Origin of the sequence: Micromonospora sp. NPDC023644 (genome assembly GCF_040640115.1) — a bacterium.
GTDB lineage: Bacteria > Actinomycetota > Actinomycetes > Mycobacteriales > Micromonosporaceae > Micromonospora.
Genome location: NZ_JBFABA010000023.1, coordinates 45,887 through 72,062 on the forward strand (window position 1 = coordinate 45,887; position 26,176 = coordinate 72,062).

A 26,176-nucleotide genomic window follows, 5' to 3' on the forward strand; every position below is an offset into this window, starting at 1 on the left:
AACACACTCGGAGCTGAAAGCACCGTCAAACAGCCTAGGCGCGATCGGGCTCGTGTAGGGTGACGGCGAGACGCAGGACCACTGACAGGACGCCCATGCCGCAGCCCACCCAGGTGACCGCCGCCGAGATCTCCCGGCTGGCCGGGGTCACGCGCGCCACCGTGAGCAACTGGCGTAGGCGTCATCCCGACTTTCCCGCCCCGTCGGGCGGTACGGAGACAAGCCCGGCGTACGACCTGGACGCCGTCCGGGCCTGGCTTTCCGCGCGTGGACAACTGCCGGCCAGTTCTCCCGCCGACGTTCTGCGCACGGCCTTGCGGACCAGCGTCACCGACCTCGCCCACCGAAGCAGACTGTTACCGCTCGTCGTCGCGGCGAGTCGCATTACCGACAGCGCGTTGAAGAAGGCCGTCGGGCTGCCCGATGACCAGCTGTCCACATGGGTGCAGAAGACAAGCCGGTCGTACGCGGTCGACTTCCCCGGCACCGGCAGTCTCACGGGTCAGCCCGACGAGGCCGAGGTGCTTCGTGCCGTGCTGCGTTGCGTCGACGAGGTGGGCGCGGCGCAGACGCTGGAAGTGTTGGCCGAGGGCGAAATCGGTGACGGCAAGACCGGGGGCGCCTATCGCACGCCTCCCCCCGTCGCCGACCTGATGGCGGAGCTTCTCGCCGGCCCGGGTGAGCCGTACCCGGATCGGGTCGTTGACCCGGCGTGCGGGGTGGGTGGCCTGCTACTGGCCGCCGCCGGGCGGGGGGCACGCGAGTTGTACGGCCAGGACGCGGTGGCGGTGTTCGCCGCACAGGCTGCCGCCCGCCTCGCCGTGCAGGCGGGCGGGGCGAAGGCAAAGGTCCAGGTCGGTGACAGCATGCGCGACGACGCATTTCCGGCGCTGGCCGCCGACGCGGTGCTCTGCGCCCCGCCCTACGGCCACCGCGAGTGGGGCCACGAGGATCTGGCCTACGACCCGCGGTGGATGTTCGGGCTGCCGCCGAAGGGCGAGTCGGAACTGGCGTGGCTACAGCACTGTCTCGCGCACCTGACCCCCGGTGGCCATGCTGTCCTGCTCATGCCGCCGGGGGCCGCCTTCCGGCCGTCCGGGCGGCGGATCAGGGCCGAGATGGTCCGCAGCGGTGCACTACGAGCCGTCGTCGCCCTGCCGGCCGGGATGGCCCAACCGCTGCACATCGGCCTCCAACTGTGGCTGCTCGAACGGCCGCACCCGCAGGCGGCCCTGCCGCCGACCGTCCTGATGGTCGACACCGTCGGCACCTCGACCACTGACACCGACGACGCGCCGGGCAGGCGGTCCACGTCGGACTGGCCCGCGATTCGCAGCGCGACGCTCGACGCCTGGCACGAGTTCGACCGACATCCCGGCAACTACGATCCCGTTCCGGGCGTGACACGGGCCGTCCCGGTCGTCGACCTGCTCGACGAGGCCGTCGACCTCAGCCCGGCCCGCCACGTACGCGCCGCCCCGGTCCCCACGAAGCCCGACGAGCTCGCCGAGATGGCGTACGAGCTGAGGAGCCGGCTGCGGCTGGCAGCCACCGGGCTGGTGGCCCTCAGCGGGGGCCACACCTGGTCTCCTGCCGGCGCCGGCCCACGGTCCTGGCGGACCGCCAGCGTCGCCGACCTGCTGCGGGGTGCGGCCCTCACCCTGCTCCGCGCGCCGGCGGCGATCCGCAGCAGCTCAAGTCCTGCCCTGGCGGACTCCGAGGCGCCCCGGACACTCACCGCCCGCGACGTGGTGTCCCGCCGGCCGGCCTCGGGGGCCGGCGAGGAGAATCCCTCGGACGAGGACGTCTCCATCGAGGCCGGGGACGTCATCCTCCCCGAGATGCTGCACGAAGGCGCGAGCACCGCCCGCGTCGCCGACGCCCGCGACGCCGGCAACATCCTCGGCCGGCACCTGCACCTGCTGCGCCCCGACCCGGCCCGCCTGGACCCGTGGTTCCTGGCCGGATTCCTGGCGGCGGAGGACAACCTCAGCGCCGCGTCGTCCGGCACCACCGTGGTCCGGATCGACCCCAGACGCCTGCGGATCCCCCTGCTCCCCCTCGCCGAACAGCAGCGGTACGGCAAGGCGTTCCGCCAGCTCCACGCGCTCCGCGTCGCGGCGGACATCGCCAACCGCCTCGCCGACGAGACCGCCCGCACCCTGTCCGCCGGCCTCACCGGCGGTGCACTGCTCCCACCGGAAGGACCACGTTGAACAGCAGTAAGCACACCGAGCTGGCGAGTCACGCCTGGTCGGTCGCCGACCTCCTGCGCGGCGACTACAAGCAGTCCGACTACGGCAAGGTGATCCTGCCGTTCACCGTGCTGCGCCGGCTGGAGTGCGTCCTGGACCTCACCCGGAGCAAGGTCCTGGCGGAGCACGACCGTTTCAAGGGCCAGGACGTGGACGTCTCCCGGTTCCTGCGCCGCGCGTCCGGGCACAGTTTCTACAACGTGAGCGGCTACACGTTGAAGTCGATCGCCAACGACTCCAGCCAGGCCGCGAAGCACCTGCTGGCCTACATCGGCGCGTTCTCCGAGAACGCGCAGGAGGTGATGGAACGCTACGAGTTCGCCCAGCAGGTGCGGCGGCTCGACAGCGCGGGCCTGCTCTACCGGGTGGTCGGCTGCTTCGCCGACCTCGACCTGCACCCCTACCAGCGCGACAAGAAGACCGGCGAGGTGATCCTCGGCGAGGACCGAAAGCCCGTCCCGAACGTCACGAACCACCAGATGGGGTACGTCTTCGAGGAGCTGATCCGGCGCTTCGCCGAGCAGTCCAACGAGACCGCCGGTGAGCACTTCACCCCGCGCGAGGTCATCGAGCTGATGGTGAACCTGCTCGTCGCCCCCGACGACGACGCGCTGAGCATTCCGGGCACCTCCCGCACGGTGCTGGACCCGGCGTGCGGCACCGGCGGCATGCTGTCGGCGGCCGAGGAGCACATCACCCGGCTCAACCCGTCCGCCACCGTCACCGTCTTCGGTCAGGAACTGAATCCGGAGTCCTGGGCGATCTGCCGCTCCGACATGATGATCAAGGGTCAGGACCCGGACAACATCAAGTTCGGCAACTCGTTCAGCGACGACGGCCACCGCGGCAAGCACTTCGACTACCTGCTGGCCAACCCGCCCTTCGGCGTGGAGTGGAAGAAGGTCAAGGACGAGGTCGAGAACGAAGCCGAGACGCTCGGCGAGAGCGGCCGGTTCGGCGCCGGCCTGCCCCGGATCAACGACGGTTCGCTGCTCTTCCTCCAGCACATGATCTCGAAGATGAAGCCGGTCACCCTCGACGGCAGGGGCGGCAGCCGCATCGCCATCGTCTTCAACGGCTCGCCGCTGTTCACCGGCGCGGCCGAGTCGGGCGAGTCGCGCATCCGGCAGTGGATCCTGGAGAACGACTGGCTCGAAGGCATCGTCGCCCTGCCCGACCAACTCTTCTACAACACCGGCATCTCCACGTACTTCTGGATCCTCACCAACCGCAAGGCCAAGGACCGCGAGGGCAAGGTCGTGCTCCTCGACGCCCGCGACCAGTTCGCCAAGATGCGCAAGTCGCTCGGCGACAAGCGCAAGTTCGTCACCGGCGACCAGATCAAGGCCATAACCCGGCTGTACGCGGAGGCGCTCGACGCCGCCGGCGACCCCGAGCACCCGCAGCACGGCAAGGTGAAGGTCTTCGCCAACGAGGACTTCGGCTACCGCCGGATCACCGTCGAGCGCCCGCTGAAGCTCCGCTTCGAGGTCACCGACGAGACGCTGACGGCGCTGGCCGCCTCGAAGCCGATCCAGAAGGCGTCGGACGCCGACGCGCTGGCAACCGCGTTGAAGCCGCTGGTCGGGCAGGTGTGGACGACGAAGCGGGCGGCGTGGGACGCGCTGCGCAAGACGATGGCCGAGGCCGGCGTGCCCTGGCCCACCGGCACCCCCTTTCAGAAGGCCATGCGCGACATCGTCGGCGTGCGCGACCCCGAGGGCGAGGTGCAGCTCGTCAAGGGCAACCCCGAGCCGGACGCGGAGCTGCGCGACTACGAGAACGTGCCGCTGGACGAGGACGTCGAGGAATACCTGCGCCGCGAGGTGCTCCCCCACGTCCCGGACGCCTGGATCGACCACGAGAAGACCAAGATCGGGTACGAGATCCCCTTCACCCGCCACTTCTACGTCTACAAGCCCCCGAGGCCGCTGGCGGAGATCGACGCGGAACTAAAGGCGCTGGAGGTTGAGATTCAGGCTCTGCTAGGCGAGGTGACCGAATGAGCTTTGCGCGAATCAAGGTCAAATTCGCAATAAGTAGATCCGATGCAGGAACTTGGGGAAGCGACCCAACCGGCGCCAACGATGTTCGCGTGATCCGATCAACCGAGATCGGGATCGACGGCAGGATCACGATCAAGGATTCGGCAGAGCGCCAGCTAACCGAAAGCGAATACAAGCGGACGCAAGTTCGGCCAGGAGACCTTCTAGTTGTCCGCTCGAGCGGCAGCGACGCTCATTTGGGAAAGGTTGGCTACGTTGGCAAAAACGCACTCGGTTGCTCATTCTCAAATTTCATACAACGCTTGACATTTGAGCAAACTTCGTCTTCGCGATTCGCTTGGTACTTCCTCAACAGCCTCGACGCAAAGCAGCAGATCAGGATCCTCAGCTCAACTACTACCGGCCTCCAAAATTTAAGCGCAGCCACAATTGGTGAATTGCAGATGCCCATGCCAGGCATCAAGGAACAGGAGCGTATCGCCGACTTTCTCGACGCCGAGACCGCTCTGATCGACTCACTTGTCGCGGATCGGGTACGCCAGCAGACCATCCTGGAAGAGCGTTCTTATGCTGAGGTGTCCGAGGCCCTCCTACCCGGCGTGCTCACCGATGCGAGGGGAGATTGGCCGTGGCTCTGGATGCCTAAAATTTCTGCTGACAGCCCCATGGTCCGTCTCGGTTACGTTTGCCGATTGCAAAATGGATTGACCGTGGATGGCAATCGCGACGTGAGTGGTGACGTCGTAACTCGCCCGTATCTGCGGGTGGCGAACGTGCAGGCTGGCTACGTGGAATTGTCGACCGTCACGGAGGTCACGGTACCTCGCTACATAGCAAAGCGGTGCACGCTGCGGGCTGGGGACGTCCTGATGACGGAGGGCGGCGATTTGGACAAGCTCGGCCGCGGCACTGTCTGGAACGGCGAACTGACCGACTGCCTACACCAGAATCATGTCTTCGCACTTCGTCCCGAGCTTGATAGGCTCGATGGCGACTATCTGGCACTTATGACTCAGACAATTCATGGCCGCTGCTACTTCGAGAGCACCGGTTCAAAAACAACCAACCTGGCCTCGACGAATAGCAGCAAGATCCTTAGCTTCCCGATCCCACTGCCCCCAGTAGGTCGCCAACGTGAACTGGTGCGAAGCACCCGTAGCCGGCTCGACTCCATCGCCCGAGCTAGGAGGGAGCTAGATCGACAGCTTGCGCTACTCACCGAGCGTCGCCAAGCCCTAGTCGCTGCCGCTGTCACCGGTCAGATTGACGTCTCCACCGCCAGGGGACGAGGAATCGAGGACTGAGCCAGCCGCACTGCGGCCGACGGAGCGGCAGTGGCGACCGGGCGCGGCCGGCGTGGCGGCAGGGGAACACCAGGGGCACCTACCCGCTGGATGGCGACCACGGGTCGATGGGCATCTCGTAGACGAGCCGGTACCTGCCGCCTGGGAACACGATGTCGGCGGTCTCGACGGCGGCTTGGCCAGCGTAGTAGGTGCGCTCGATAGAGATCACCCACATGCCGCCGCGTCTGTCGAGTTCGAGGGCTTCGGCCTCGTCGGGCATCGCCGGCCGGGTGATGACCTCCTCGACGAAGCGGTCGATGGCCACGCCGAGGGAGTCCATGCGGGCGACCACGCCGATGATCGGCCCTTGCTCGGGGTACTCAACGGGGGTGCCGCCCGTGATGGACAACGGCTCGTACGAGTCGGCGAGCTGGATTGGGGTGTCGTCGGCGAGGTACCGGTATTGGGTATGCATGACCATGTCGCCGGGCTGGATGCCGAGTCGTTCGGCAATAGGGGCCGACGCCGGGATCTTACGACTGTCGGCCTCCCAACTCGGTCGCTTGCCTGCGGCTTCGCTGTCTCGGGCGAACGGTGACGTGCTGCCAATGCGCTTGCGCATGTCCCGGGAGTGGGCGCGGCGCACAAGCCGCGTCCGGTTGCGGACATAGTTCCCGGACCCGCGTCGACCCTCGATAAGCCCTTCGCTGCGAAGCAGCGTGAGGGCATGCTTGATGATCGTGGTGGAGAAGCCCCACCGCTTCTGTAGTTCCTTCTCCGTGGGGAGTTTGTCGCCGGGACCCAGTTCACCGGAGAGGATCCGCGAGCGCAGGTCGTCCACGACGCGCTGGTAGTTCGGCGGTTCCTTGCTGGTCATGGGTGGCCCCTTCAACCCGACGCACTTGCTGACGCCAAGTCGACCATGCAGCTGTGGGCGCAGCAAACGAGTGCCTTCATTCGAACCCATGTTAGTGCATGTCCATGCTTCCGATCTTCCGAGTAAGTGCGCTAACTTCTCCGCAGCGCCACAGGCCCAGGTCGGCCATCGATCCAGGAAGAAGAAGGTGCTCGTGATCTCCGAAGTCATGTCCATCGTGTTTGGTGGGCTGGTGCCGGGCTTCCTGCTCGGGCTGCTCGCGTTCAAGGTGAAGTCTCGGTGGTGTCCGCGCTGTGGGGAGTCCACGGAGGCCATGCGGCCGGTGGAGCGGGAGCGGTGACCGGGCCGGGCCGGCGCAACGGCAACGAGCTGCCGATCGGGCGGCGGGTGGCGCAGTTGCGGGCGCGTCGGGGCATGAGTCAGCAGGTCTTCGCCGACCGGATCCGCAAGTCGAAGAGCTGGGTGGACAAGGTGGAGCGCGGGGTGCGTACCCTCGACCGCCTTTCGGTGATCGAGACAGTCGCCGGGGCCCTCGGCGTCGCCCCGGGCGTCCTGCTCGCCGGCAAGGCCCAGCGGACCCCGGCCGCCGACACCGGCGGCGCCGTGGAGGGGATACGGGCGGCGCTCGCCCGCTACGACCTGCCCGGCTCCGGCAGCGACCCCCAGTCGCCGCCGTCGGCGCGGCAGCTCGACGACCAGGTGGGGTACGCGTGGACTGCGTACCGCAACGGCCACCACCCCCAGGTGTTGCGGATGCTGCCCGACCTGCTCGGCGACAGCCGCCACACCTGCCACCCGCAGTCGGGGGACGCGTCCGCCGCCGACGTGCTGGTGCGGGTGTACCGCCTCGCCGCCCAGGTGCTGGTCAAGCTCGGCGAGGCCGACCTGGCCTGGCTGGCGGCCGACCGGGCGATGAGCGCCGCCGCCGGTGACCCACGACGTGCCGGCCTCGCGGCGGTCTCCCTCGCGCCGGCGCTCCGGGCCCTGCGGCGGGGTCGGCTGGCGATGACCGCCGCCCTCACCGCCGTACGCCATCTCGACCTGGCGCGGTCCCCCGACTGCCCGGCGGACGAGACCGCCCTGACGGGGACCCTGCTGATCGAGGCCGCGCTGGCCGCCGCCGCATGCGGGGACGCCGCCGCGGGTGAGATCATCGAGCGCGCGGCCCGCCTCGCCGCCGCACACGACGAGCGGCACCATCGTGACCACGACGGCGTCGGGTTCGGCCCCACCACCGTCGAACTCGCCCGCGCCCTGACCGCCATGCGCCTCGGCGACCATCGTCAGGCCGTCACCATCCACCGCCGGGCCACCGGCGGCGATGCCTGGCACCTGCTCTCCGCCGAGCACCGGGCCGCCCACCTGATCGACATCACCCGCGCCCACCTCGACCTCGGCGACCCGCGCGCCGCCGGCCGCGCCCTAGTCACGGCCGACGCCATCGCCCCCGCCGAGATCCGCCTGCGCCCCGACGCCCGCGTCGCGCTGACCGCCGTGCTCCGCGCTGGCTCCCCCGCCGCCGACGTGACCCGCCTGGCCGCCACCGTCGGTCTGGCCGGACAGCCCTGACCAGCCCCCCACCAACTCGGTCGATGGCGGTCATCAGCGCAACCTCGGCTCGCGGCAATCCGACACTTCCGTTCAGCGATTCTGTAATGGACGTGAGCGGGTTTCCGATGGTGGACTTGGGCAGCTTCCATAGGCTATGTAGGAGCGCAGATGCGGGAAGACATGTCCGACTACGAGACCCGGGCCTGGTCCACCTTGCTCGACAACGAACGGAAGCGTCGAGGCAGCTTGAGAGCACGCGCGTCCAGCAAGGTGGCACTCGTCACCAAGCGTGCCGGTGAGCGGATCAGGAAGGTCCCCGGCGCGGACAAAGCCATGGAACTTGGTGATGAGACCATCACCAAGGCGCTCGAGGGCGGCTTCAAGGCCATCTTCTTGCCCGCGGTGCGTTCAGCATCGTTGGACAAGCGGGTCAAGAAGCTGCGTCGCAAGCACCAGGATCTGGGTACGGAGTCGCCGTTCAAGTCGCTTGACCTCAAGGACCTCGACAAAGGACGGCCGGCGTTGACCATCCCGTTCATCGGGGTACTCGAATCCAGTGTCGCCTCCGTCGCGGTCACCGGAGCAACGGTCAGCACGACTGTCAGTGGTGGCACCACGGCAGCAGTCGCGGTCGTGGCGGTGGCGTCAGACACGGTGGCCTCGTTGGCTCTCCTCGGTCGCGCTGTGGCCGATGTCGCTGTCCACTATGGCTACGACCCTCGGGAGCCCGAAGAGGAGTTGTTCCTGATGGGGGTCCTGAACTACAGCATGGCCTCATCGTCCACGAGCAAGGCGGCTGCACTCGCGAGCCTGTCCCGCCTCACCCAGAAGATGATGCGCCGCGCAACATGGAACCAGTTGGGCAAGGAGCCCCTCATACAGGTCATCCAGCAGATCTTCAAATTACTCGGACTGCGGCTCACCAGGGCGCGGCTCGCCAACGTCGTGCCGATCGCCGGCACCATCTTTGCTGCGGGGCTCAGCTTCCACATGCTTCATTCCGCTATCGACGACGCGACGCGGCTCTACCGGGCCCGCTATCTGGCTGAGAAGCACGGGCTGTCGTGGGAGGAATGGATCATCGAGCCGACGTCGGTGAACGACGCTGCGGAGCCCACCCCGCTCGTGGACGCGACGACAGTCGAGATCGATGGCCTGTTCGATAAGGTCACCGGCGGCGGCGAGGAGACTGATCTCGGCCCCAGGCCTGCTGGGTAGTCGTTGGGCGGTTGAGCGGGGCCCGGAGTCGCGACTACATTTGTTGGACTTATGAAGAGCCGGCAAGGCAGGCTTTGGGAAATGAGGTCAGGTCGCCAGGACCGGAAGCGCCTGCTCATGCTTCGTTACCACGGGTGCATTACGATGCGGTGCATGCCCACAGTGGATGGTGGATCGCCTTCGAAGCCCTCCGTGGTCAGGCGTCTGCTTGACGACCGGTCCGTGGCGTTCTGGCAGGTCGCGTCGGGTGCCTGCGCCGTGATCACGCTGCTCGTCGCCTGCGGCACATGGGGATGGGCGCGATTGCGCTCACCAGAAGATGAAGTCAAGGGCAGTCCGCCTGCCGAGTCAGCACCGGCCGCGACCGGCTCGTCCAGTCTGAAACCGTCGACCGCCAAGACGGAACCGTCGACGCAGCCCTCATTCGTGGCACGCGAGACGAAGCACCTGACGACCTTGGAGCCGGTCAAGGAGTATTCCTGGTGGGGCAAGTGGACCGATGCACCAGCAACCGTCAACGATGTCGCCTACAAGCGAGCCATGACCACCTCGACGTGCGGTTACGACCTTTACCGCGAGTATCTTGTCAAACGTCAGTATAAATACTTTCGGGCCGTTGTCGGAATCGCTGACGACACCGAAGACGCTTTTGAAGCAGAAGTGCAGGTCATAAACGAAGCGGGCACGGTTCTCGAACGTGCGACGGTCCGCCCAGGCGCGCCGGTGTCCCTCGACGTCGCGATCGATGACGTGCTCCGCTTGAAACTCCTCGTCACGGAAGGGGGCTGCTGGACCCGCACGGTGGTATGGGGCGACGCCCGCATAGTGCGATAGGTCTCAGTAGGCTCCTGCGGAGGGTTCGGCCCGACACCCGGGTCTGTTGCGGAGGCGACATGGCGGTGCACCACGAGTCCGTGTTCGGTGATGCGATCGTCGCCGCCCTCCTCGCCAACGGCTGGGAGCGCGGCGACAACGCCGACTACCGCCCCGAACTCGGCCTGGACACCGCCCAGCTCTTCACCTTCATCGGCGCCACACAGGCCGCCGAATGGGAGGACCTGGTCACCTTCTACGGCGGCGAACAGGCCGCCGCGCAGCGCGGCTTCGTCAAGCGACTCGACAGGGCCATCGCCGACGAAGGGCTGCTCGAGGTGCTCCGCAAGGGCGTGAAGGACCAGGGCGTGCGCATTCGGGTCGCCTACTTCAAGCCGTCCTTCGTGGAGTCCGACGAGATCCTCGCCGACTACCGGCGCAACCGGCTCGCCGTCGTGCGGGAGTTGGCGTACGCCACCAAACAGGCCGACCGGGGCAACCGCCTCGACCTCACGCTGTTCCTCAACGGCATCCCGGTGGCCACGGCGGAGCTGAAGAACCCGCTCACCGGCTCGGGCGTCGAGCACGCCAAGGAGCAGTACCGCACCGACCGGGACCCGACCGAGCTGATCTTCTCGCGGCGGGTGATCGCCAACTTCGCCGTCGACCCCGACCTGGTCTTCGTCACCACCCAGCTGCGCGGCAAGCCGACCCGGTTCCTGCCGTTCAACACCGGCTCGGCGGGTCCGGGCCAGCCGGGCGGCAGGGGCAACCCGCCGGCCACCGAATACGGGAAGTACGCCACCTCCTACCTGTGGGAGGAGATCTGGCAGCGCGACAACTGGCTCGATCTGCTGGAGCGCTTCGTCCACCTGCACAAGGAGAAGGGTGCGGACGGGCGTACCCGAAGGTCCCTCATCTTCCCCCGCTACCACCAGTGGCATGCCGTGCAGAAGCTGACGGCGCACGCGGCGCGGCACGGTGCGGGGCACAACTACCTGATCATGGCCTCGGCGGGGTCGGGCAAGTCGAACACCATCGCCTGGCTCAGCCACCGCCTGTCGTCCCTGCACGCCCACAGCGACCTGGCCGGGTTGGACCCGGCGGCGGTCGAGGCCGGCCTCAAGCCGGGCTCCCCCGTCTTCGACAAGGTCATCATCATCACCGACCGCCGGAACCTCGACGCCCAGCTGCGGGCGACGGTCGGCAGCTTCGAGCAGACCGCCGGCCTGGTGGTGCCGATCGACGAGAGCCAGGGCTCGAAGTCCGAGCAGCTCGCCAAGGTGCTCTCCCACGCGACGGGCAAGATCGTCACCGTCACGCTGCACACGTTCCCAGCCCTGGTGGACTACCTCAAGCGCAACCCCACCGAGATCCAGGGCAGGCGCTTCGCGATCGTCATCGACGAGGCGCACTCCTCCCAGTCCGGCGAAGCCGCCGGCTCCGTCCGGGAAGTGCTGCGTGACCTGGGCCTCGACGCCGACTCCGACGACCCGGGAGCAACCAGTGCTCCCGCGCCGGCCGACACCGAGGCCAAGCTGAAGGCCAAGGCGCGCAGGCGGCACCGCGCCGCCAACCTCTCCTACTTCGCGTTCACCGCCACCCCCAAGCACAAGACACTCCTGGACTTCGGCACCCTGGGTGAGGACGGGAAGTACCACCCGTTCCACACGTACTCGATGCGGCAGGCCATCGAGGAAGAGTTCATCCTCGATCCGCTGCGCAACTACGTCACCTACGACACCTACTGGAAGCTCGTCAACGGCAACCCCGACGAACGGAAGGTCGACCGGGCCAAGGCGAACCCGCTGCTGGCCCGGTTCGCGCTCACCCACGACTCGACCGTCGCCCAGCACGCGCAGGTGATCGTCGAGCACTTCCGGACGCACACCGCCGGAAGGCTCGGCGGACGGGCGAAGGCGATGGTGGTCACTGCGGGCAGGCAGCAGGCCGTGCAGATGGCCCGGTCGATCAAGAAGTACCTCGGCGACCTCGGCTACCCCGACCCGGGGGTCCTGGTGGCCTTCTCCGGCACCCTCACCTACGACGGCGAGGAGATCACCGAGGCGAAGGAGAACGGGCTGGCGGAAAGCGCGCTGCCGAAGGCGTTCGCGTACACGCGCGCCGACGACAAGGCCGCCCAGGCCGGCGGCGCCGGACAGCGTGAATACCGGATCCTGGTCGTGGCGGAGAAGTACCAGACCGGCTTCGACCAGCCGCTGCTCACCACGATGTACGTCAACAAGACGCTGACCGGCATCGCCGCCGTGCAGACCCTTTCCCGGCTCAACCGCACCGCCGACCGCAAGAGCCAGTCCGACCTGGCCGTGCTGGACTTCGTCAACGACGCGGAGAACATCAAGGATGCCTTCCGCCCGTACTTCGAGGAAGCCGCCACCCTGCCCTCGGACCCCAACCTGCTCTACACCGCCCAGAGCAGGGTGATGTCCGCGGCGCTCCTCGTCGACGACGAGATGGCCGCCTTCGCGGCGGCCTGGCTGGACGCCGACGAACAGGCCGCCGGCAACACGGCGAAGTGGGAGAAGCTGCACGCCGAGCTGTACCGACACCTCGATCCGGCGGTCACCCGCTTCACCGAGCTGCTCGACAGCGACGACGAAGAGGACCAGGAGACGGCCGAGACCTTCCGCGCCGACCTGAACGACTACGTCCGCAAGTACAGCTTTCTCTCCGGGATCGTCCCCTACGCCGACGCCGAGTTGGAACGCCTCTACCTCTACGGGAGGCACCTGCTCAACCGGCTGCCCCGCCGCGACGACGGCGGCGTGGACATCGGCGAGGTCGACCTCAGCCACCTACGGGTGGAGAAGACCGGTGAGCACGACGTCAGCCTCCTCCCCGAAGGGCCGGCCGACATGAAGGGCTTCGGCGACGTATCCGGCGGCGCCAAGGAGTCCGAGAAGTCGTTGCTGTCGGAGCTCATCGACCGGTTCAACGCGAAGCACGGCACCGAGTTCACCGAGCAGGACGTCATCAAACCCTTCAACGAGGCGCTCGCCGACCCGAAGGTGCGGCTGGCCGCCGTCGCCAACGACGAGGAGAACTTCGGCCACGTCTTCGACCCCGTCTTCGAGGACAAGATGATGGACCACTTCGACACCACCGCCGAGATGGGACGCAAGTATTTCGACCCGCAACAGAACTTCCGCAGCTCGCTCAACCGCAGCGCCCGCAGCGCCGCCTGGCAGATGATCCGCCGGCAGGAAGGCGTGGTGGACGACGTCGCCTGACGAGCCGCCGCCCAGGGCCGGCTCACCTTGGGTGACCCGGTAACCCTGGACGGGTGACCCTCCACCCGGGACACTGGCACCGTTGAGGGCAGCCCAACGTGCGGGGGTGACGGTGCGGGCAGGGCCGATCGCCGACCGGTACGAACTGGTCGACGAGATCAACTCCGGCGGGATGGGGCAGGTCTGGCGCGGCTACGACGCCGTCCTCGACCGCGAGGTCGCCATCAAGCTGATCCGCCCGGACGTCATCGCCTCCGCCGAGCAGGCCGAGGAGTTCGCCAAGCGCTTCCGCCGCGAGGCCCGCGTCACCGCCCGCATCCAACACCACGGCGTCCCCCAGGTGTACGACGCGGTGCTCGACAGCTCCTACGACCGCCTCTACCTGGTCATGGAGTACGTGCGCGGCACCTCCCTGCGCGCCTACGTCGACCCCCTCCGACCGCTGCCAGTCGAGTGGGCGGCGGCGGTCGCCGCGCAGATCTGCACCGTCCTATCCCACGCCCACGCCGTCCCCGTCGTGCACCGGGATATGAAGCCCGACAACGTCCTGGTCTCCGACACCGGTGCGGTCAAGGTGCTCGACTTCGGCATCGCCGCCATCCTCCGCACCGACGTCACCCGCCTCACCGCCACCGGCAGCGTCATCGGCACGCACCACTACATGCCACCGGAGCAGATCCAGGGCGCGCAGATCACCCCGCAGAGTGACCTGTACGCCCTCGGCTGCGTGCTGCACGAGTTGCTCGTCGGCAGGACCGTCTTCGACGGCGGCAACGAGTTCGAGCTGATGCGGCAGCACGTCTCCGAGACGCCCTTGCCACTGCGCAAGCTGCGGGCGGACGTACCGGAAGCCCTGGAGCAGCTGGTTCTCGAACTCACGGCCAAGGTGCCCGAGCATCGCCCCCGGGACGCGTACGACGTCTACGAACGGCTGCTGCCGTTCCTCCCCGCGGTGGGATCACCGCCTCCGGCGGCCCAGCACCTTCCGACCGGTGTGCCTGACCCCACGCTGCTGTACCGCCGCCCCAACGCGCCGCGGTCACGCCCGGAAAGCCCGCGCGGGCCGGATCCGCGTGACCGCCTCATCCCGTCGCAGTCGTCGGGCGATGCCCCTCGGACGGACCTGCGGGCAGCCATCCACAGCGCGCTGTCGCGCTCCAACGACCTGCTCGCCGAGGAGCGGTACACGCAGGCGGCGGAAGCGCTGCAACAGATCATCGACCCCGCAGCAGCCGCGCTCGGCGTCGAAAGTCCTCGGGTCCTTGCCCTCCGCCAGCGGCGAGCAGCCATCCTCGTCATCGGCGGCGACTTCCGCCAAGCCCTGCCGGAGTTCGAATTCCTGCACTCGGCCTTCGCGCGCACCGGAGGCCCGACCGGTGACGATGCGCTGGCCTGCCTACGCCAGGCGGCGCACTGCCGGGCGGAACTGGGCCAGGCCACCGTCGCGCTGCGCCAGTTCCGGCAGGTGCTCGCCCACGTCCGCGCCGCCGAGGGGGACGTGTCCTCCGACGCCCTGGAGCTACGCCGCGACATCAGCATGCTTCTGCTCGCCGAAGGCAATGTCGTACAGGCGGTGGCCGAGCTGGTGCCGCTGCACGAGGACCTCTCGCTGGTCTACGGGCCGGACCACGAAGAGACCCAGGATATCGCCGACGTCCTCACCCGGCTCCGCCGCACCGGCGGTGAGACAACCCCACCGGCCACACCTGAGGTGAGGTGAGCGCTCGGCGCCACGGGTCGATCCGTCGTGGAGGACGGGAGGTCCCCGCCCTCCACGACTGGCGACTACCGGGCGATGAGCAGCAGCAGTGCCCGCCCACCCAGCACGTACGTGGTGGAGGCGCCACCGATCCAGGCCTCGCTGCCGGGGCTGGCCACCTGGTCGGGTCCTTCGGCCCAGGTCGAGGTGTCGGTGACCCGGTACCACTGCCTGCCCGGAGGCGGGGCGGGCAGGGTGAAGGTCACGTTGCCGGACCAGCCGTTGTAGGCGGCGTAGAGACCCGAGTCGCCGAACTCGCTGCCGTCGATGCGCCAGGCCAGCGCGTGGTTGTTCGCGTTGCCCCAGTACGCGCCGTCCGGTGACGTGCCCGCCGGGGTGAACCATTCGAGCTGGCCCAGTCCGTTGCCGTTGGTGTCGGCGGCGGTGTAGAAGTTCGCCGGTCGCAGGGCGGGATGTGCCTTGCGGAAGGCGAGCAGCCGGCTGGTGAAGGCCGCGAAGGTCGTCTGGTCGGCGTCCGGGGTCCAGTCCAGCCAGTTGGCGTTGGAGTCCAGGTTGTAGGGGTTGTTGTTGCAGTTGATGGTGCGCAGGTACTCGTCGCCGCCGGTCATCATCGGAGTGCCCGCCGACAGCATGAGGATCGCGTGGCCGTTGCGGGCCGCCCTGCGTTGGTCGGCGGCCACGCCGCCCTGGTCCCAGGAGATGTTGTCGTCGGAGCCGCCGTCGGACGGACCGTACGGCCATGGTTGGTTGTTGTTCTTGCTGTTGCAGGCGTAGAGGTCCCGCAGGGTGAACCCGTCGTGGGCGACCATGAAGTTGACCGAGTTCCACGGGCGCCTGCCGTCGTCGCCGTAGAGGTCGGACGACCCGGCGAACCGGTCGGCGAGGTTGGCCGGGGTGACCGCGTCGACGCCCATCTTGTTCTGGTCGCGGCGCAGGGTGTCGCGGTAGATGCCGTTCCATTCCGACCAGCCGGTCGGGAAGTTGCCGACCTGGTAGCTGTTGCCGCCGATGGCCCACGGTTCGGCGATCCAGTCGACACCGGACCCACCGCCGGCCGGGCGCGCGGGCATCTCGGCGACCAGGCGGTTGAGGGCGGTGCCGGAATTCGTCCGGCTGTAGTTGAAGCAGCCGTGCTGGCAGGTGTTGCCCAGCACGGACGCCAGGTCGAACCGGAAGCCGTCGACGCCGAGCGTGTTCTTCCAGTAGGCGACGGAGTCGACGATGAGGTTCTGCGCGGCGGGGTTGAAGGTGTTGTAGTTGCCGCCGACGCCCGTGTTGTCCCAGGGGCTCTGCCGGTCGCCGGTCAGCGAGTAGTAGGTGGAGTTGTCCAGGCCGCGCCAGGAGAACACGTTGTAGGTGTTCTTGTCGCCCTGTGGCCCGTCCTCGCCGGTGTGGTTGTAGACCACGTCCACGAGCACCTTGATCCCGGCGTCGTGGAACGCCTTCACCATGGCCTTGAACTCGGCGGTGGGACCCCCGGGGGACTTGTCGTAGGCGTAGCGCCGGTCGGGGGCGAAGTAGTTGAGCGTCATGTAACCCCAGTAGTTGTCGCCGGCGGTGCTGGTGGGGTCGACGTCGTGGGTGTCGTTCTGCGTCTCCTGAAGGGGCAGGAACTCCACCGCCGTCACACCCAGCGACGCGAGGTAGGGGGCCTTGAGTCCGGCGCCCCGGTAGGTGCCGCGGTACGCCGACGCGATCGTGGGGTCGTTCCTGGTCAGTCCGCGCACGTGCACCTCGTACACGATGTCGTCCTTGAGCGCCCGGGTGGGTTTGGTGCCGAATCCGCCGGCCGTCGGCGTGAAAACGATGCCCTTGGGGGCGAAGGTACCGGTGTCGACCGCGCGGTTGGCACCGCTGCGGTAGCCGGCCAAGTCGGGACGGCTCGGGGTCTGCGGGTCGTGGCTGATCTCCCGCGCGTACGGGTCGATCAGCAGCTTGTTGGGGTTGAACCGGTTGCCGGCGGCGTCGACGTCGGAGATGAATCCCGCCGTCGACCCCTTCGTCCAGCCGGCGTGGTACGGCCAGTTCGGCCCCCAGGCGCGGTAGCCGTAGTAGACCGTGCCGGTGATGCCGAGGCCGTTCAGTTCGGCCACGCTGACCGTCTTGGCGAAGATGCCGCCGCTGCCGGTCAGCACGTAGCTGACCCGTTCCTGCGCGCCGGTGGCGGCGCTGTAGAGGTAGACCGCGATCCGGGTGGCCGTCGCCGAGCGGACGCGGAAGGTGATGTCGCTGGCGGTCCCGTTGTAGCGCGCGCCCAGCGTCTGCCCGTCGATCGCGGCCTGGGCCACCGGTGCGGTGACCAGGCCCGAGGGCAGTACGCCGGTCAGGCCGAGCAGCATCGCGACGACCAGGGCGAGACGTCGTGGTGCGGGTCGGGTGGTCGTCCTCGGCTGCGTGGTTGCGGTGAGCGGTTCGGAGCGCGATTGGGGGTTCATGCGAAAGACCTCCTCGCGGGGGCGGGGTGTGGGGCGAGGAGGTCGGTAGCGGGCCCGTCCACCGACCATCGATCAATGCAATTCCTTGCAATGTTTCCAGGACGCTACCAGTCAGGAACATCAAAGTGAACAGGCTCGATGGCCGATGTGCGAGGGGGTCACGGCCGGAGCGGGCGGGTTAGGGCCGCGCCATCCGGAAGAGGTTGCAGAGCCGGCAAGAACCTCACACGTGGGGCAGCTCGACACCGCGCGGAGAGCCTCTCCACAGGCGGAGCCGCAGTCCCGCCAGGCGAGCGCCCTCGCCGGACCGCCTCACCTCGCGGCAGCCCGTGCTGCTGGGGCACTCCGAATGGACCGACGGGCGCGGGCCCAGCCCCTTGGCGCTGCGGTGGACACGTAGCCGGGGGTTTTCCGAGGTGGGGCGGGCGGGACTCGAACCCGCGACCGAGGGATTATGAGTCCCCTGCTCTAACCGGCTGAGCTACCGCCCCAAATACCGCGCCGGATCCTATCCCGCCCGGTGGATCACCGGCCAGCACGAAACGGCGCAGTCGCTCATCGGCGTCGTCGGCGTAGCAGCACGATGGGCAACGCGAGGATAACAGTGAGCAGCCACCCCACCGCGATGACGCCCCACAGCCAGCCCTCGTCGCTCTCGGCGGTCTCGGTGATGAACATGCCGAGGGTCAGCAGGAAGGTCCCCCCGCCGATCACCAGCGCGGCGAGACCGCTGACGACCATCAGCGGGATCTCCCACCAGGAGCGCTTCGCCGGCTCCCGCCGCTCGGCGCCGCCGGCGGCCCGTGGCTGCGGGATGCGGTCCGGGTCGCGGGCCGGCATGGCGACCTGCCGGTCGGCCGGCACCTGGCAGTCGATCACCCTGATCGCGCCGGGGTGCAGGTCGAACATGGTCGGTTCGATGCGCATGGAGATGGCGTCGTCGCCGATGAGCTGCCGGGCGCCGTCGGGCCAGGCGAGCATCAGGGCGCATTCGGCGTACCTCACGGTGAGCGGGCCGCCGTGGCCGAGCCAGCTCACCCCGTCGACGCCGACGTGCAGTTCGCCGTCGCCCTCCTTCTCCCGGTAGGCGGTGCCGGCGACCGTGTCGGCCGAGCGGGTGGGCGCCGCGGCGAAGCCGGCCCAGTCGGCCCGGTGCCCCTCGGGCACCATCAGCAGCGCGCCGGCCAGCGCCTCGCGGGCCACCTCGTGCACGTCGTCGGTGCTGACGGCCTTCAGCTCGGCCCGGTGCTCGTCGACCGTGAGGTTGCGCTCCCCGGTGAGCACGTTGAAGGCGTACGACGGCAGCCGCGCCGCGTCCACCTCGGCGGTGCCGAGGAAGTCCTCCCGCTTCGCCACGACGGCGTCGAGGTCGGCCTGTTCGATCCGGCCGACGCGCAGCTTGGCGAGCGTGTCGACGAAGCCGCCGAGCACGGCGTCCTGCTTCTCCGGCAGCGCGTCGGCCAGCGCCCGCAGCGTCGCGTGGCCGTCGCCGCGCGGCTCGTAGCCGGCGGTCGTCTGGTAGGAGAGCCCGCCGTCCTGGCGCAGCGCCCGGTACAGCTCGCGCTCCAGCACCCCGGCGAAGACGCTCGCGGCGGTCCGGCGCCGCACGACGGCGTCCAGCACCACCGCCCGCGAGCCGCCGACGAAGTACGCGGGGGTCTGCGGCAGCGCCGACGACGCCGCCGGCACCGGCTGCCGTACGCCCGCGGGCAGCGCCAGCCGCAGCCCGGCAGGCACGGCCTTCCCGGCGATCCAGAGCACCGCGTTCTCGCGGGTGAACCAGCGGGCCGCCCACTGCCGCAGGTCGTCGGCGGTGAGCGCGGACAGCCCCCACTCCGGGTAGCTGGTGATGCCGAAGTCGCGGGCGCCGTGCCGCCACAGCGGGATGTCGTCGACGGCGGCCGCGCCCCGGCTGCTGTGCTCGGTGCGCAGGATCTCCTTCTCCACGTCCAGCCGGCCGGTCGGCAGCTCGGTCAGGTTGGCGCAGACCGAGGTGAGGAAGGTGGCGATGTCCTGTGCGGAGCCCTGCATGTGGAACGTGGTGAACACCGGCGCGGTGGCGCCGTTGACGTGGTAGTCGGCCAGCCCGAGGGGGGCCAGCGCGAGGTGTTCCAACAGGTGGGTGATGCCGCTGCGGGCGAGCGTCTCGTCGGCGGTGCCGACCCGGAAGGTCAGCCCCGCGCGCATCGGCCCGCCGGTGGGGGCCAGCAGCGTGGGCACCCCGTCCACGTCCAGTTCCTGGATCATGCCTGCCCGCCCTTCGCGTACGCCTTGTCGCGGAACCGCTGGAACTGCTTGGCCGAGTCGCCGGCGATGTAGCCGAACATCGCCTCGTCGCCGAGCGGCCCCATGGCCGCGAACTGCTGCGCCGCCGCCGGGTACTCCTCCAGGAGGCAGAAGGCCATCGCGAAGGTGCTGCGCACCCAGACCCAGCCCCAGCCGTCACGGAACTCGGGGTGCCAGACCGACTGCTGCGCCGCCTGGTGGATCTCGCGCCGCACGTGCGGGCTGCGCAGGTGGGCGCTCGCCTTGCCGACGGTGTCGTGGTCCAGCGCCTCCTCCAGGTGGGCCTCGACCACCAGCACCGCGTTCGGGGCGCCGGGCGGGGCGGCGTCGGCGCACTCCCGGGCGAAGCCGTGTGCCCGTTCCCAGGTTCCGCTCCACTTGGGGCAGAACTGTTGCAGCAGCGACGCCTGGGCCGGCAGGTGGTGGGGGTGGTGCTTGGCGAGCTGGTCGTAGCGGCGGCGGGCCTCGGCCTGGCCGAGCTCGAGACCCCGCGCGTTGGTGATCCGCTGCGTCCACGCCGCCGCGTCGTCCGGGTGCCGGGCGGTGACGTCGATCAGCACCTGCTCGGCGCGCCGCAGGTGGGCGTGGAACTGGGCGAACTGCTCGCGGCTGACGTGCTGGGCGCGGTAGGACGATCGGATCCGCCAGCCGGCCCGGATCAGGTGCGCCCCGAGCAGGGCGCCGGCGAGCGCGTCGTCGGGCCGCTGGGCCAGCACCCCCCGGAGGAACTCCTCGATGCCTTCGGCCTCGCCGGCCTCGCCGACGAGGAAGGTCCGGCCGTGCGGGTCCTGCCCGTCGACGACCGCGCGCAGCGCCGGCCAGTCGCGCGCCGCGAGGGCCGCGCGCACCTGACCGACCTGGGGGTACGCCGCCGCGGCGTCGAAGTCGGGCGGCGGAAGGGGTGCGGGCATGGCGAGGAGCATAAGTGATCATCAACGGGGCGTGACCCTCCGTTCAGCCGGTACGCAACTCCGACAGGACGGCCCCGGCGGCGCGCCAGCCGCTGGCCAGGGCGCCCTGGATGGAGGGGCTGTCGCGGTGGTCCCCGGCCACGAAGAGGCCCTCCCCCAGCGCCACCGGCTTGCGCAGCCGCCCCTGCGGCGGGGGCGCGGCGGGCAGCGCGTCGGGGATGGACACCGTGCTGAGGTGGGTCCAGTCCACTGTGGACCGCCCATAGAGGCGGGTGAGTTCCGCCCGCACCATCGGCTCGGGCGGGGCCGACGGGCCGACCACCGAGGTGGCGACCAGGTGCCACCCGGCCGGCGCGTACGTGGGCGCGGCCCGGCTGACCACCACCGTGTTGGCGACGACCTCCCGCCGGTCGCCGTCGACGAGCAGGATCGGCTCGTCCAGCGGCGGCTCCTAGGTGCCGTGGTAGTAGGTCGTGTAGCTGTGCGTGCGTACCGCCGGCAGGCCCGGCAGGAGCGTGGCCGCCGCGGGCGGGTCCACGGCGACCACGACGGCGCGGCAGCGGAGGTCGCCGGCCTGGGTGCGGACCCGGCCGGGCGCCACCTCGGCGACCGGGGTGTCCAGGTCGATCAGCTCCGCCGGGAGCGGGTCGGCGACGGCACGGGGCAGCGCGGCCATCCCCTCGGCGGGCAGGCCGATCCGGCCCCGGGCGAAGGAGCGCAGCACCATCGCCAGCACGTGGCTGGAGGTCTCCAGTTCCCGGTCGACGAGGACGCCGGACAGGAACGGCCGCAGCAGTTCCTCGATGATCGCGTCGGAGAGGCCGGCGCGGCGCAGCGCGGTCTCGGTGGTGGTCTCCGGGGCGGCGAGCAGCCGGCCCTTCGGCAGGGTGGCGCAGCCCGTGACGAGCGCGGCGAGGCGCAGCCGGTCGAGCAGCGAGCCGACGCCGGCCAGCGCCGTGCCGGGCGCGCCGGTGGGTTCGCGCAGCGGGTTCACCAGGCGCGTCAGCCGCTCGCCCCGGCGCACCAGCACGCCGGAGGTGAAGTGTCCGAGGCGCAACCGGTCGACGTCGACCAGGGCGCCCACCCGAGGGTAGGCGGTGTTGAGCACCTGGAAGCCCCGGTCCAGCAGGTAGCCGTCGACCGCGTCGGTGGCGACCCGGCCGCCGAGCCGGCCGCCGGCCTCCAGCAGCCGCCACGGCACGCCCGCGCGGTGCAGCCGCCGGGCCGCGGCCAGCCCGGCCAGGCCGCCGCCGACCACGACCACGTCGGTCTCAGCGAGCATCGCGCGCCTCCCGCTCTCCGTTCGCCCGGGACAGCCGGCCCGGCCACCAGATCTTCGGCCCGATGTCGTACGCCAGCGCGGGCACCAGCAGCGAGCGGACGACGACGGTGTCGAGCAGCACCCCGACCGCGACCGCGACGCCCAGCTCGACCAGCACCACCAGCGGCAGTACGGCCAGCGCGGAGAAGGTCGCGGCGAGCACGATCCCGGCGGAGGTGATCACGCCGCCGGTGACGGCGAGCCCGGTCAGCACGCCGGCCCGGGTGCCCCGCCTGACGGACTCCTCGCGGACGCGGCTCATCAGGAAGATGTTGTAGTCGATGCCGAGGGCGACCAGGAAGACGAAGGCGAAGAGCGGGAACGAGGCGTCCACGCCGGGGAAGTCGAGGACGTGCCGGAAGATCAACGCGCAGAGGCCGAGCGTGGCGGCGAAGCTCAGCAGCACGGTCGCGATCAGCAGGAGCGGTGCGAGGAGCGCCCGCAGCAGCAGGGCCAGGATGATCGCGATCACCACCAGCACGACGGGGATGATCACGTTCCGGTCCCGCGTCGAGGCGTCGGAGGTGTCCACGTTGATCGCGGTGAATCCGCCGACCACCGCCTCGGAGCCGGGTACGCCGTGCACCGCCGCCCGCAGCGCGCGGACGGCCCGCTCGGCGCCGTCACTGTCCGGCGGGCCGGCGAGCGTCGCCTCCAACTGCACGGTGTCGTCGACGACGGTGGGGGGCGCGTTCGGGTCGGGCGGGCCGGTCCGGTCGGCGGTGACGGGTCGGACCGCGACGATCCCCGGCACGCCCTGGGCCACCCGGGCGACCTGCTGGGCGGTCTCCCGCGTGGTGAAGATGGTGGCCGGGCTGCCGGTGCCGGCCGGGTAGTGCCGGGCGATCACCTCCTGCCCGGCGACCGAGTCGGTCCGCTCGGTGAACAGGTCGGACTGGCCGAGCGTGGTCGCGCCGAGCTGCGTCAGGCCGAGCGCGAGCGCGGCCATCGCGAGGGTGGTGAGCAGCCAGACGGGTCGCGCCCGCCGGGCCACGAAGCCCGCGATCCGGCTCCAGACGCCGTGCTCCGCCCGGGGGTCGGCGCGGTCGTACGGGGGACGGCGCGGCCAGAACGCCCACCGCCCGCCCAGCACCAGCAGGGCGGGCAGGAAGGTCAGCATCACCAGCAGGGTGGCGCCGATGCCGATGGCGGCGACCGGGCCGAGCGCCCGGTTGGAGTTCAGGCTGGACAGCAGCAGGCAGAGCAGGCTCACGATGACCGTGCCGCCGGAGGCGACGATCGCCGGCGCGGCCCCCTTCCAGGCGGTCCGCATGGCGTCTGACGGGCGCTCGTGCCGGTGCAGTTCCTCCCGGTAGCGGGCGACCAGCAGCAGCGCGTAGTCGGTGCCCGCGCCGAAGACGAGCACGGTGAGGATGCCCTGCGCCTGCCCGTTGAGCTTGATCACGTCGGCGTCGGCGAGCAGGTACACGAAGACCGCGGCCAGTGCGAAGGACATCCCGGCGGCGAGCAGGGGGAAGATCCACAGGACCGGGCTGCGGTAGACGACGAGCAGGATGACCAGCACCACGCAGAGGGTGACGACCAGCAGGGTGCCGTCGATGGCGGAGAAGACCTCGATCAGGTCGGCGAGCAGGCCGGCGGGTCCGGCCACGGCCACGGTCAGCCCGTCGCGGTCGCCGCCGGCGATGGCACGCAGTTCCTCGACGACGGTGCCGATCCGTTCGCCGTCGGCGGCATCGACCGGCACGACGACCTGGAGGGCCTGCCCGTCCTCGCTGGGGATGGGCGGCGGCAGCGGGCCGACCACGCCGGGCACCAGGGCGAACCGGGCGGCGTCGGCGGCCACCCGTCGGGTGTCGGCGTCGGTGATGCCGGCGGCGCGTTCGTAGACCACCAGGGCGGGGGTGGTCTGCCGCTCGACGAACCGGGCGGAGAGCTCCTGCGCCCGGGTGGCCTCGGCCTCGGCGGGCAGGAAGGAGGCGTTGTCGTTGGTGGCGACCTCGCTGAGCCTGCCGGAGAACGGCCCGGCGACCGCCCCGACGACCAGCCACGCCACCACGACCGCCACGGCGACGAGCGTGATCCTGCCGTGGCCACCTCTTCCGGGCATCCGCCCCACCCCATGGATCGACGTGCCATTCGACGCAGCGGGAGTACCAGTCGACAGCGACCATCCTGCCGGGCGAGCGGGCCCGGGGTGGGGGAAACGGTTCGTCCGGGCCAGCCGGGCACGGTCGCCGGCGGTCCGGCCGGCCGGGCACGTTCACCGGCACGACGGGAACGGGCGGCCGACGAGCACGCGGCACCGGCGGCGTACGGCACCGGCGGCAGGAACGGCGAACGCCCGCCGGCGTGGCCGACGGGCGTCTGGTGTGGAAGCTCCCCCGTTTGGACTCGAACCAAAAACCTGCCGGTTAACAGCCGGCTGCTCTGCCAATTGAGCTACGGGGGACCGTTGCGTCGTCCGGCGCCGATCTCGCTGCGCCGTGCGACGGAGACAAGAGTACAGGATTCCCGGGGGTGTTGGTCCAGGGGGTTACCCCCGCGACCGATGCCCGCGCCACACGACAATAAACCCAGACAAATCGTCATCACGGCACAAGGAGGCATGAGCGGAGAGCAGGATGGGTAGTTAGCTGCGGACAGAGAAGGCAGGCGCGATTTGGTCGCCTCCGGCGGGGTAACCGCCGGACGACGGCGCGTCAGGTACGGAAGGAGCCGCCATGCGCGGAAAGATGATGTTCCTTGGCGGGCTGGCTGCGGGATTCGTCCTGGGCGCCCGTGCCGGTCGGGAGAAGTACGAGGAGCTGGTGATCCGGGGCCGCAAGGTGCTCGACCACCCGACCGTCCAGGAGGCGGCCGGTGTCGCGCAGGCCCAGGCGACCCGCCTCTACAGTGAGGGCAAGGACAAGCTCGGCCAGTCGAAGCTGGGCGAGAAGCTGAGCAGCAACGGCCAGAAGCAGGAGCTGACCGCCGCCGACGACGCGTTCGCCGGCACGCCGGCCACGGTCGGCGCGAAGAGCGCCACCGGGTCGTCGACCTCGACCCCCGGGTCGACGTCGGCCACCGCCACGCCCCGTAGCAAGCCGTCCAGCTCGGGCACCAACGGCAGCACCCTCTGATCGCACCTTCGAGCGGGCCGGTCGCCTTCGGACGACCGGCCCGCTAGTGTGCGTGCCCCGACGCCGGCCGGCTCGGGTGCGCCCCGGGTCGGTCAGTCCTTGCTGGTGAACGCGGCGTCGAAGGCCGCGGCCGGGGCGTCGAAGGCGAGCCGGCGGACGAACTGCAACGCCTCCGGGGCGCCGACGAGGCGGTCCATCCCGGCGTCCTCCCACTCGATCGAGATCGGGCCGGCGTAGCCGATCGCGTTCAGCGCCCGGAAGCAGTCCTCCCAGGGCACGTCGCCGTGGCCCGTGGAGACGAAGTCCCAGCCGCGCCGCATGTCCGCCCACGGCAGGTGCGAGGCGAGCCGGCCCCGCCGCCCGTCCCCGGTGCGCACCTTCGCGTCCTTGCAGTCGACGTGGTAGATCCGGTCGGCGAAGTCGAAGATGAAGTTCACCGGGTCCAGCTCCTGCCAGACGAAGTGCGACGGGTCCCAGTTCAGCCCGAACGCGGGCCGGTGCCCCACCGCCTCCAGCGTCCGCTTCGTCGTCCAGTAGTCGTACGCGATCTCGCTCGGGTGCACCTCGTGGGCGAAGCGCACCCCCGTCTCGTCGAAGACGTCGAGGATCGGGTTCCACCGGTCGGCGAAGTCCTGGTAGCCGCGCTCGATCATCGACGGCGGCACCGGCGGGAACATCGCCAGCGTGTGCCAGATCGACGAGCCGGTGAAGCCGACGACGGTGTCCACCCCCAGCTTCGCCGCCGCCCGGGCGGTGTCCTTGATCTCCTCGGCGGCGCGGCGGCGTACCCCCTCGGGTTCGCCGTCGCCCCAGATCCGGGCGGGCAGGATGCCCTGGTGCCGCTCGTCGATCGGGTGGTCGCAGACGGCCTGGCCGACCAGGTGGTTGGAGATCGCGAAGACGTCGAGGTTGTGCTTCGCCAGGGTCTCCCGCTTCCGCTCGACGTACGAGTCGTCCGCGAGCGCCTTGTCGACCTCGAAGTGGTCGCCCCAGCAGGCGATTTCCAGCCCGTCGTAGCCCCACTCGGCGGCGAGCCGGCAGACCTCGTCGAACGGAAGGTCGGCCCACTGGCCGGTGAAGAGCGTGATGGGTCGCGCCATGGTGCTTCTCCCCTTGTGGTGATGGGGATTCCGTGGGTGCGTGACCGGGGCGAGGGTGACCGG

Annotated in this window: 16 protein-coding genes, 2 tRNA genes and 1 pseudogene; 10 read left to right on the forward strand and 9 right to left on the reverse strand. The window is 69.8% G+C overall.

Going from position 1 to position 26,176, the window contains the following annotated elements; all coding sequences use genetic code 11:
* Window positions 1–95 precede the first annotated feature (95 nt).
* The 3 genes from AB0G08_RS18135 to AB0G08_RS18145 are packed head-to-tail and all read left to right on the forward strand — an operon-like array spanning window position 96 to window position 5,565.
* On the forward strand, window positions 96–2,216 hold the full coding sequence (locus AB0G08_RS18135) for an N-6 DNA methylase (protein WP_358088961.1): 2,121 nt from the start codon (window positions 96–98) through the stop codon (window positions 2,214–2,216).
* Window positions 2,213–4,261, forward strand: coding sequence for a class I SAM-dependent DNA methyltransferase (locus tag AB0G08_RS18140; RefSeq protein WP_358088964.1), 2,049 nt, complete (start codon window positions 2,213–2,215; stop codon window positions 4,259–4,261). Before AB0G08_RS18135 ends, AB0G08_RS18140 begins: the two co-directional genes overlap by 4 nt.
* Window positions 4,258–5,565, forward strand: a complete 1,308-nt coding sequence (locus AB0G08_RS18145) for a restriction endonuclease subunit S (RefSeq protein WP_358088967.1) — start codon at window positions 4,258–4,260, stop codon at window positions 5,563–5,565. Before AB0G08_RS18140 ends, AB0G08_RS18145 begins: the two co-directional genes overlap by 4 nt.
* Window positions 5,566–5,644: 79 nt before the next feature.
* On the opposite strand, the gene AB0G08_RS18150 is transcribed toward AB0G08_RS18145, so the two are convergent.
* Window positions 5,645–6,424 (reverse strand): GntR family transcriptional regulator, encoded by a 780-nt coding sequence (locus AB0G08_RS18150; protein ID WP_358088970.1) that lies wholly within the window; start codon window positions 6,422–6,424, stop codon window positions 5,645–5,647.
* Between the two features lie 193 nt (window positions 6,425–6,617).
* Between AB0G08_RS18150 and AB0G08_RS18155 the strand changes: the two genes are divergently transcribed.
* From AB0G08_RS18155 to AB0G08_RS18180, 6 genes are all read left to right on the forward strand, one after another.
* Window positions 6,618–6,764: a hypothetical protein gene (locus tag AB0G08_RS18155; protein WP_358088973.1), complete on the forward strand. Its 147-nt coding sequence runs from the start codon at window positions 6,618–6,620 to the stop codon at window positions 6,762–6,764.
* Window positions 6,761–7,993 carry a helix-turn-helix domain-containing protein gene (locus AB0G08_RS18160; protein WP_358088975.1) on the forward strand — a complete coding sequence of 411 codons (1,233 nt, stop codon included), beginning with the start codon at window positions 6,761–6,763 and terminating at the stop codon, window positions 7,991–7,993. The genes AB0G08_RS18155 and AB0G08_RS18160 overlap by 4 nt, the downstream gene beginning before the upstream one ends.
* A 150-nt stretch (window positions 7,994–8,143) precedes the next feature.
* The gene (locus tag AB0G08_RS18165; RefSeq protein WP_358088978.1) at window positions 8,144–9,193 is read left to right on the forward strand and encodes an EcsC family protein; all 1,050 of its coding nucleotides are present in this window, start codon (window positions 8,144–8,146) and stop codon (window positions 9,191–9,193) included.
* A gap of 222 nt (window positions 9,194–9,415) precedes the next feature.
* On the forward strand, window positions 9,416–10,027 hold the full coding sequence (locus AB0G08_RS18170) for an NPCBM/NEW2 domain-containing protein (protein WP_358088981.1): 612 nt from the start codon (window positions 9,416–9,418) through the stop codon (window positions 10,025–10,027).
* 59 nt (window positions 10,028–10,086) lie between these two features.
* On the forward strand, window positions 10,087–13,257 hold the full coding sequence (locus AB0G08_RS18175) for a type I restriction endonuclease (protein WP_358088984.1): 3,171 nt from the start codon (window positions 10,087–10,089) through the stop codon (window positions 13,255–13,257).
* A 106-nt stretch (window positions 13,258–13,363) separates the two neighbouring features.
* Entirely contained in the window at window positions 13,364–14,977 is a 1,614-nt protein-coding gene (locus tag AB0G08_RS18180; RefSeq protein ID WP_358088987.1) for a serine/threonine-protein kinase, read from the forward strand.
* 65 nt (window positions 14,978–15,042) lie between these two features.
* On the opposite strand, the gene AB0G08_RS18185 is transcribed toward AB0G08_RS18180, so the two are convergent.
* The 7 genes and pseudogenes from AB0G08_RS18185 to AB0G08_RS18215 form a co-directional block, all read right to left on the reverse strand.
* On the reverse strand, window positions 15,043–17,412 hold the full coding sequence (locus AB0G08_RS18185; protein ID WP_358088990.1) for an isoamylase: 2,370 nt from the start codon (window positions 17,410–17,412) through the stop codon (window positions 15,043–15,045).
* A gap of 417 nt (window positions 17,413–17,829) precedes the next feature.
* Window positions 17,830–17,903, reverse strand: a tRNA-Ile gene (locus AB0G08_RS18190).
* 64 nt (window positions 17,904–17,967) lie between these two features.
* A complete protein-coding gene (locus tag AB0G08_RS18195) occupies window positions 17,968–19,659 on the reverse strand; it encodes an insulinase family protein (protein WP_358088993.1) in 1,692 nt (563 codons plus the stop codon).
* Window positions 19,656–20,609: a hypothetical protein gene (locus AB0G08_RS18200; protein ID WP_358088997.1), complete on the reverse strand. Its 954-nt coding sequence runs from the start codon at window positions 20,607–20,609 to the stop codon at window positions 19,656–19,658. The genes AB0G08_RS18195 and AB0G08_RS18200 overlap by 4 nt, the downstream gene beginning before the upstream one ends.
* Window positions 20,610–20,652: 43 nt before the next feature.
* Window positions 20,653–21,891 (reverse strand): annotated as a pseudogene (locus tag AB0G08_RS18205) (NAD(P)/FAD-dependent oxidoreductase).
* On the reverse strand, window positions 21,881–24,001 hold the full coding sequence (locus tag AB0G08_RS18210; RefSeq protein WP_358089000.1) for an MMPL family transporter: 2,121 nt from the start codon (window positions 23,999–24,001) through the stop codon (window positions 21,881–21,883). The pseudogene AB0G08_RS18205 and the gene AB0G08_RS18210 overlap by 11 nt, the downstream one beginning before the upstream one ends.
* A 269-nt stretch (window positions 24,002–24,270) precedes the next feature.
* Window positions 24,271–24,343: transfer RNA gene (locus AB0G08_RS18215), tRNA-Asn, on the reverse strand.
* 271 nt (window positions 24,344–24,614) lie between these two features.
* Here AB0G08_RS18215 and AB0G08_RS18220 point away from each other — a divergent pair.
* Window positions 24,615–25,013, forward strand: a complete 399-nt coding sequence (locus AB0G08_RS18220; RefSeq protein WP_358089003.1) for a hypothetical protein — start codon at window positions 24,615–24,617, stop codon at window positions 25,011–25,013.
* Between the two features lie 92 nt (window positions 25,014–25,105).
* Here AB0G08_RS18220 and AB0G08_RS18225 read toward each other — a convergent pair whose 3' ends face one another.
* Entirely contained in the window at window positions 25,106–26,113 is a 1,008-nt protein-coding gene (locus AB0G08_RS18225; protein ID WP_358089005.1) for a sugar phosphate isomerase/epimerase family protein, read from the reverse strand.
* Between the last annotated feature and the right edge of the window lie 63 nt (window positions 26,114–26,176).

Excerpts from the sequence above, each read along its gene's own strand:
- AB0G08_RS18150 (WP_358088970.1), bottom strand. The coding sequence starts at position 6,424 with ATGACCAGCAAGGAACCGCCGAACTACCAGCGCGTCGTGGACGACCTG.
- AB0G08_RS18200 (WP_358088997.1), bottom strand. The coding sequence starts at position 20,609 with ATGCCCGCACCCCTTCCGCCGCCCGACTTCGACGCCGCGGCGGCGTAC.
- AB0G08_RS18175 (WP_358088984.1), top strand. The coding sequence starts at position 10,087 with ATGGCGGTGCACCACGAGTCCGTGTTCGGTGATGCGATCGTCGCCGCC.
- AB0G08_RS18220 (WP_358089003.1), top strand. The coding sequence starts at position 24,615 with ATGCGCGGAAAGATGATGTTCCTTGGCGGGCTGGCTGCGGGATTCGTC.
- AB0G08_RS18210 (WP_358089000.1), bottom strand. The coding sequence starts at position 24,001 with ATGCCCGGAAGAGGTGGCCACGGCAGGATCACGCTCGTCGCCGTGGCG.
- AB0G08_RS18185 (WP_358088990.1), bottom strand. The coding sequence starts at position 17,412 with ATGAACCCCCAATCGCGCTCCGAACCGCTCACCGCAACCACGCAGCCG.
- AB0G08_RS18135 (WP_358088961.1), top strand. The coding sequence starts at position 96 with ATGCCGCAGCCCACCCAGGTGACCGCCGCCGAGATCTCCCGGCTGGCC.
- AB0G08_RS18195 (WP_358088993.1), bottom strand. The coding sequence starts at position 19,659 with ATGATCCAGGAACTGGACGTGGACGGGGTGCCCACGCTGCTGGCCCCC.
- AB0G08_RS18225 (WP_358089005.1), bottom strand. The coding sequence starts at position 26,113 with ATGGCGCGACCCATCACGCTCTTCACCGGCCAGTGGGCCGACCTTCCG.
- AB0G08_RS18165 (WP_358088978.1), top strand. The coding sequence starts at position 8,144 with ATGCGGGAAGACATGTCCGACTACGAGACCCGGGCCTGGTCCACCTTG.
- AB0G08_RS18145 (WP_358088967.1), top strand. The coding sequence starts at position 4,258 with ATGAGCTTTGCGCGAATCAAGGTCAAATTCGCAATAAGTAGATCCGAT.